This is a genomic window from Oligoflexus sp. (genome assembly GCF_035638955.1).
Lineage (GTDB): Bacteria > Bdellovibrionota_B > Oligoflexia > Oligoflexales > Oligoflexaceae > Oligoflexus.
Genome location: NZ_DASQYZ010000410.1, coordinates 1 through 4996 on the forward strand (window position 1 = coordinate 1; position 4996 = coordinate 4996).

At 50.2% G+C, this 4996-nt stretch carries 6 protein-coding genes; 4 read left to right on the forward strand and 2 right to left on the reverse strand.

Translation table 11 applies throughout. From position 1 onward, the window contains the following. The 4 genes from VE954_RS43940 to VE954_RS34920 all read left to right on the forward strand — a co-directional run. The coding region (locus VE954_RS43940; RefSeq protein WP_349263836.1) for an integrase core domain-containing protein at positions 1-114 on the forward strand (114 nt) is incomplete at its 5' end. A 332-nt stretch (positions 115-446) separates the two neighbouring features. Then, a complete protein-coding gene (locus VE954_RS34910) occupies positions 447-851 on the forward strand; it encodes a hypothetical protein (protein WP_324961805.1) in 405 nt (134 codons plus the stop codon). A 241-nt stretch (positions 852-1092) separates the two neighbouring features. Continuing rightward, positions 1093-2037, forward strand: a complete 945-nt coding sequence (locus VE954_RS34915; protein ID WP_324961807.1) for a tail fiber domain-containing protein — start codon at positions 1093-1095, stop codon at positions 2035-2037. Between the two features lie 676 nt (positions 2038-2713). Beyond that, a complete protein-coding gene (locus VE954_RS34920) occupies positions 2714-3277 on the forward strand; it encodes a hypothetical protein (RefSeq protein WP_324961809.1) in 564 nt (187 codons plus the stop codon). Positions 3278-3664: 387 nt separating this feature from the next. Here the strand turns inward: VE954_RS34920 and VE954_RS34925 are convergent, their stop codons facing one another. Both VE954_RS34925 and VE954_RS34930 read right to left on the reverse strand, forming a co-directional pair. Continuing rightward, a complete protein-coding gene (locus VE954_RS34925) occupies positions 3665-4399 on the reverse strand; it encodes a hypothetical protein (protein WP_324961811.1) in 735 nt (244 codons plus the stop codon). Between the two features lie 217 nt (positions 4400-4616). Beyond that, the coding region (locus VE954_RS34930) for a hypothetical protein (RefSeq protein WP_324961813.1) at positions 4617-4996 on the reverse strand (380 nt) is incomplete at its 5' end.

The window sequence follows — 4996 nt, forward strand, 5'->3', positions numbered from 1 at the left end:
GAGCAAGCACGAAGTGCCATCGCTTCGTTCATTGATGTCTATCACAACGAGAGACCGCATCGGTCTCTTGACATGTTAACTCCGTCCGAATGGATGGAACGATTTGCAGCTTAATTGGTTTGCGAATTGGGGGTCCTTACAAAATTAACAATCGGCTTGTTAAATTCGTGTCCAGCAGTACAGGTTATGAAGCGAGTCCAATATTTCCATGTAAGGATAGCGACCTCGGCACATTTGGATTGAATCAAGCCGGGGATAGGCTATTTGTTGCTTGCTCAGACGGACTATTGCAGCAGCTTCGCAAGACTGGGAATGATTGGGTGCCCAGTCATAGGTTAAGGGCTGATGCTGGAGTCGAAATTCAAAAGATTGATGCAGAAGGACAACGGGTCATCGTAAGGCAAGGGAGCGGGACCTATCTTTGGGACCTTGGGAACGCCCTTCAGTTGATTGCCAATGTTTATCTGGACGACTTACAATTCCTAAAGAAAGATTTCACAATCATGGCTCGACAGTTATATGAAAATAACGATGTCGTTAGCTTTGAGCCTTCCCTGGAGAGTTCCTCGTCCTTCGTCAAAATTCGCTACACCAAGCAACCGGCCAGTATCAAATATTTCGGCAAATCCGGCGAAATTCTCAGCTACAGCTTTCCCGGTGGTTTTATCGTCACCACGGTCGCCGGCCACAAATCGTATTTCGCGGAACAGGCTTCGTCGGCGGAAAATGATCCGATCCATCCCGAGCGAGTCGTGCGCTGGCCGTTGACATTGGAAGTTAACCCGCAGCGATTGAAAGGACCAAATGCTGCAAGTTTTTTTCAAGAAAGCCGGCGTTGCTTATCTATATAAATCGACACGTGCCCTATGGGTAGATTCATTTGCCCGAGGATCTCATGGACGGACTCTTTACGGGTGATAGCGGCTATGACTCTCACCTGCCACCCGCAATGAAGGCAAACCATCGGAATTTTATGCATCTCGTTTGTGTGCTTACATACGGCGTGCTGCAGTCTTTTGCAGACTGTTCCGTCTGGAGGATTAGGGTTTGGTTCCCGGCTTAGTCTAACGCCATCAAAAGGTGCGCAACTCCATGAAACTTTTTATTTTGACTCCAGCATTGTTCGGCCTTGCCTTGTTTGCTTCCACGCATGCTTCGGCCGCCGAAGTAACCAGTCCTATTCTGTCGATTCACGAAGCCCGAATGAAAAAGATTGAAGGCGTCAATGAGGCGAATAAATCGATTTTCAACAGTGGAATATTCACCGGACAAAAATTGCTTCTCAATAGCAAGTGGCTTTTGTCGGATACTCACAATGATGACTGGCTGCGAATCTTCGGCAACGGCACCAATGACTATTACGGTGGTCTAGCAGCCCACAAGCTTTGGTCGAGAGAATTATACATCGGTGGTTCCAAGTGGATCCTCAAGGACACCGGGGATGAATGGTTGCGGATCAATGCCGTCAATGGTACAGAGGAGGCCGGATGGGGTTATTGGTCAACTGGTGGCGTTGCGAGCTATAACTTCGCGGCCCAATCGAGTTATCAGCTCGCAGGACTGTTAAAATTGGCCGCAGGTGCCGACTGTAATTTTGGTTCCTGCAATGGTCATTGGTTTGAATTCCAGAATATGAACGGCAGCCTCGCCAACGTTAAATTCCAGACGTCGCTCTCCGGCTCTGACATTCGTTTGAAGGACAATGTCAAGCCCCTGGAAAACTCGCTGGAAAAAGTCTTGAAACTTCGCCCGGTGAGTTACCACCTCAAGGCCGCAGTTGCAGAACAGAAGGACATCGGTTTCATTGCCCAGGAAGTCCAAAAGCAATTTCCTGAATTGGTCGTCGCCGATCAGGAAGGTATGCTGGCGATGAACTATCCAAGCCTGACAGCTCCCATTGTTCAGGCTATTCAGCAGCAGCAGGCGATCGTGGAACAGCAACAGGCTCTCATTGAAGCCCAGAAAAAGGCTCTTGAGGCCTTGCAGGAGGACGTCGCCAGACTCCGAGCCCAGATCGTTGTCAAAGCCTCGCTCTGAAGTTCCCCCAGTTTTGTAGAGCCATCTGCTAAGATGTCCTCGGAAACAAATGAAGCCATGAAGTGAAGTCAAAAACCATTAACAAATAAGTGAATAATCGACAAAAATTCTCGCCTGAATTCAATGCCGAAGCGGTTCGCTTACGAGCAGCTCCGCGTGGAACGCTAAATTCTGCGAAGGGCGATGGTCTTTTTCGCGAAGGAGCAGATGTAAGGTTCGCCTTCATGGACGCGGAGAAGACCAAACTCTCAAGGCGTTTCGCGGGGAAACATCGATTGGCGCGAATTGTGAAGGAAACACGTCTTTTCGAGAAAAGTCGTTGGCTATTCCATTGAAGATTCAATGGACACCTCCATGGTCAATGACGCTCTCAAAATGGGCCTCAGGTGGCACCTGGAATCGCCAGCGTCGGCATTCATCAGCCGAGAAGTTCTGTCGCGCCTTAAAATCGACCGTATGGGCGTTCGCCAGTTGGTGTCGACACCCGAAGGCGAGACTTTCCTCCCGCTGTCGGACTTGCCACTATTGCACATATGCCCCTGAATGACTTGCTTATATGTTGATATGACATACACATCCTCTATGAATTTTAAGGGCGCAAAAACCCGTCTGTCACGTCGTTGAGGAGGATAACCCGACCAGGCTTAAGCGCATGGCTCATAGGAGATGTTTGTTCATGAAAACCCTCGGCACACTTTTGTTTGTACTTTTAGCAGGAATAACCACTCAACTGCATGCTGACGAAGCTTCCGATCTTCGGAAAGTCGCTGCCATACAACAAAATCAGTTGAAAGAGCAGAGTCTATTGATTCAGACGCAGGGCAAACAGATTCAGGACCTCCTGAATTCCTTGAAAACCAGTTTGGCAATCAAGGGATCGGTCGACTTCGGAGCCGATGTGCGGCAAATGGTGAATCTCTGGAACCAGGAATACGGCATCGGTATTCAGTGGGGGACCGAATATTTTCGCACCGGCGGAAATTTCGCCTTCTATAAAGGTGGCGCTCATCACAACGATACCTTCAATTCGGGTGGCGGAACCACGCTGATGACGATCGATGGATCCGGCACAGTCGCTGCCAACAATTTCGTCAAAAACGGTCGTTCGGTTCTAACCTATGTCGGCTGCAGCCTTTACAAGAAAACCTTGTCGCGACCGGATGATATGGATCGTTGTGAACCTCAGGGTGGGCAAATGATCAGCGGGAACTGCTATATGGTGTCGTGCTCCAATCAGTAAATCCTGAAATGTCCGATTCCTTGAGGCATCCCGTGATTTCGCTCGTGCCATCAGCACCCGCAGGCTCAGGGGCTGGACTTTGAAATGAAAAGTCCCAGTCCCGATCGCCTTGCCATCGGCCCGAATCGGTAGATCTGCAGGTCCTTGAATCGTCGCCTGCCCACGAACCTTGAGATATTCCCTCAAGGGATGATGAGCCTTTCATCCGCCAGAACTCTTAAGGCTGACCTTTTCGCCTTGCAATTCTTCCGGCATGATAACCAGCCGGAGTATTGCGGCGGGGCTGGGGCTGGTCAAATCACTTCATTTCGGGTCCAAAAGGCCTAGGTGGAAATGGGTCAGCCCTGGAGTTGAATGTGTGTATTTGACGTTTTGAAGGACGGGCTTTTACATAGGTTTGGCACAGCGGGTCACTCGGCTGACGCGGGTATAGAGAGTTTTATCCGTTTGAACTCCGGAGCCGGCAGGAGCCAGGACGTCGGAGTTGATATGAGGACCCCAGTCCTCATCGAGATTACTGCCTTCCGCATCGACGCCCAGATTGTAGATCCAACATGTGCCGTAGTGTTGCGTAACGTTGCCATAGGAGGTGGCGCAGTTGAGGGTTCCATGGCTGTCGAAATCTTGATCGCTCGAGGACCAACCACTGGCAAATTGATGAGTATAGCTGAGCTCGTTGCCGCCGATGAGTTTGGGATTGATGAAGTGCATTGTTCGTTCGTCGATGCCATCGGCCTGGGCGCGGAGAATGGTAATGATTTTCCCGCTGAGATCCTCAAAAACATCCGTATAGACAGCGGGCCCTTTCCGATAAAGGTCGCCATTGTAATAGTTTTTACTGAGATTGCGCGTCAGCTGGCCTTTCGTTTTGAACCGCTCCACGTAAGGGATGTTCCAAAAAGTGCGGGTATTTTGGTCGCCCGTTGCTTGAGTTCCTTTGAGATTCGCCACCGAGTTGAAAACGACCTGACCGTAGGTGCCGCAAACGTCCTCTTTGAGTTGATTTTCCAGGGCGTCGATTCGGGCTTGTTGAACGGCGACAACGTTCAGAAGACTGGTTTGTGCGCTGGCAGCAGATGAAACAATGACTGCTGCCAGACTGGCTTTTGTGAATACAGACATGGATGGATTCCTTGAGCGCGGGTGATTCCGCCTAAGATCGACGGGCGATCCAGGAATTTACTGCAAAGAAGGCCATTAGTACCGGTCACCCTCTGTCGGCAGATCCTGAGCTTCCGGAACCTCGCCCAGCTGAATCGGCAGATTCGCTTGCCCAGCACAACGGCGGAAACTAAGTGCCAGAAAAGGTTGACTATCATTTGATGCGAAATATTTTGATTCAACCGTTTGATGGCAAGACCTCATCCAGATCATGTGCCACAACGCTTTCCAAGGTGATGGCGACAGACATATCACACCAAAAAGTATTGCATGTACTTGATATTGCCAGCGAGGCAGCTACCACACTCAACAATTCAAACGTATCTCTGGTTCCGGTAAGCTCCATGTCCGCTGGTATCTTTCCTATAAGCTGAGCTACCGGGATCTTGAAGAGATGGCCGCGGAGCGCGGGCTTGAAGTTGATCATACCACCAATTACCACTGGGTCATGAAATTTACGCCAGGGCTGGAAAGAGGATCGTCGCTGGCCGTCGAGTGGGTTGTCATGCTGAACTTGTTTCAGCATCCAGTCCTCCGCCTCCCCGGAGGCGGCAATGG

Bases quoted from the DNA above. Each gene is read 5' to 3' on its own strand.
- VE954_RS34925 (WP_324961811.1), bottom strand. From the start codon at position 4,399: ATGTCTGTATTCACAAAAGCCAGTCTGGCAGCAGTCATTGTTTCATCT.
- VE954_RS34920 (WP_324961809.1), top strand. From the start codon at position 2,714: ATGAAAACCCTCGGCACACTTTTGTTTGTACTTTTAGCAGGAATAACC.
- VE954_RS34915 (WP_324961807.1), top strand. From the start codon at position 1,093: ATGAAACTTTTTATTTTGACTCCAGCATTGTTCGGCCTTGCCTTGTTT.